Below are 854 nucleotides of genomic sequence, written 5' to 3' on the forward strand. Positions count from 1 at the left end.
CTGACTGCGGGCGCCTGACTGCGGGCGCCTGACGTCGCGCGCCTGACGACGGGCGCACGGAGGGGTGCGGCGCCCGGCCAGGCCGCGCACGCAACGGCATTGCTTCCATCGTTGCGTGTCCGTACTGTCATCCGCGCGGCACGCAGGGGGCGCGGAGGCATGACCGAACCCGTGGTCGGCACAGCCACCATGCTGTCCGAGGAATACCGCCGCATACACGGCGGCACCGACGACTTCCCCACCGTCGCCGCGTATCAGGCCCGGCTGCTCGCCGATGACGGGCCGCGGCAGAGCGCACTCTGCCTCTCGGGCGGCGGCATAAGGAGCGGGGCATTCTGTCTCGGCGTGATGCAGGCCCTGGCGGAGCACGGCTATCTCGGCCGGTTTCACTACCTGTCCACCGTATCCGGCGGCGGATACACGGGGGCGTGGCTGCAGCGCTGGCGGCACTGGGCAGGCCTCGCGGACGTGATCGCCGGGCTTGCCGCTACCGACCCGCCGCCACCGCTGCGCGCGTTGCGCAACTATACCAGCTTCCTGACGCCGCAGCCCGGCCTCGCCTCGCCCGACACCTGGGCGGGGGCGGTGCTGTGGCTGCGCAACGTGCTGATCAACGCGTGCATCTTCCTGCCGGCGATGCTGGCCCTCGCGGCGGTGCCGGACCTCTATGCCGGGGCGCTGGTTGCCGTCGCGCGCGACGTCGCCGTCGTCCTCGGGGTCGCCGCCTATGCCGCGCTGACCGTGGGCGTGGTCGGCACCGCGCGGCTGATGCCGAGCCATGCCGGGATGCCCACCGACCGGACACAGGCGGCGCGGGAGGTCGCGGTCTGCGTCGTCTATCCCGCCCTGGTCTG

1 protein-coding gene is annotated in these 854 nt (G+C 72.7%); it reads left to right on the forward strand.

Annotated elements, in window-relative coordinates; genetic code table 11:
* Nucleotides 1-159: 159 nt before the first annotated feature.
* On the forward strand, nt 160-854 hold a 695-nt coding region (locus tag B8460_RS15895; RefSeq protein ID WP_048862590.1), incomplete at its 3' end, for a patatin-like phospholipase family protein.

The sequence above is a fragment of the Acidisphaera rubrifaciens HS-AP3 genome, from assembly GCF_000964365.1.
GTDB lineage: Bacteria > Pseudomonadota > Alphaproteobacteria > Acetobacterales > Acetobacteraceae > Acidisphaera > Acidisphaera rubrifaciens.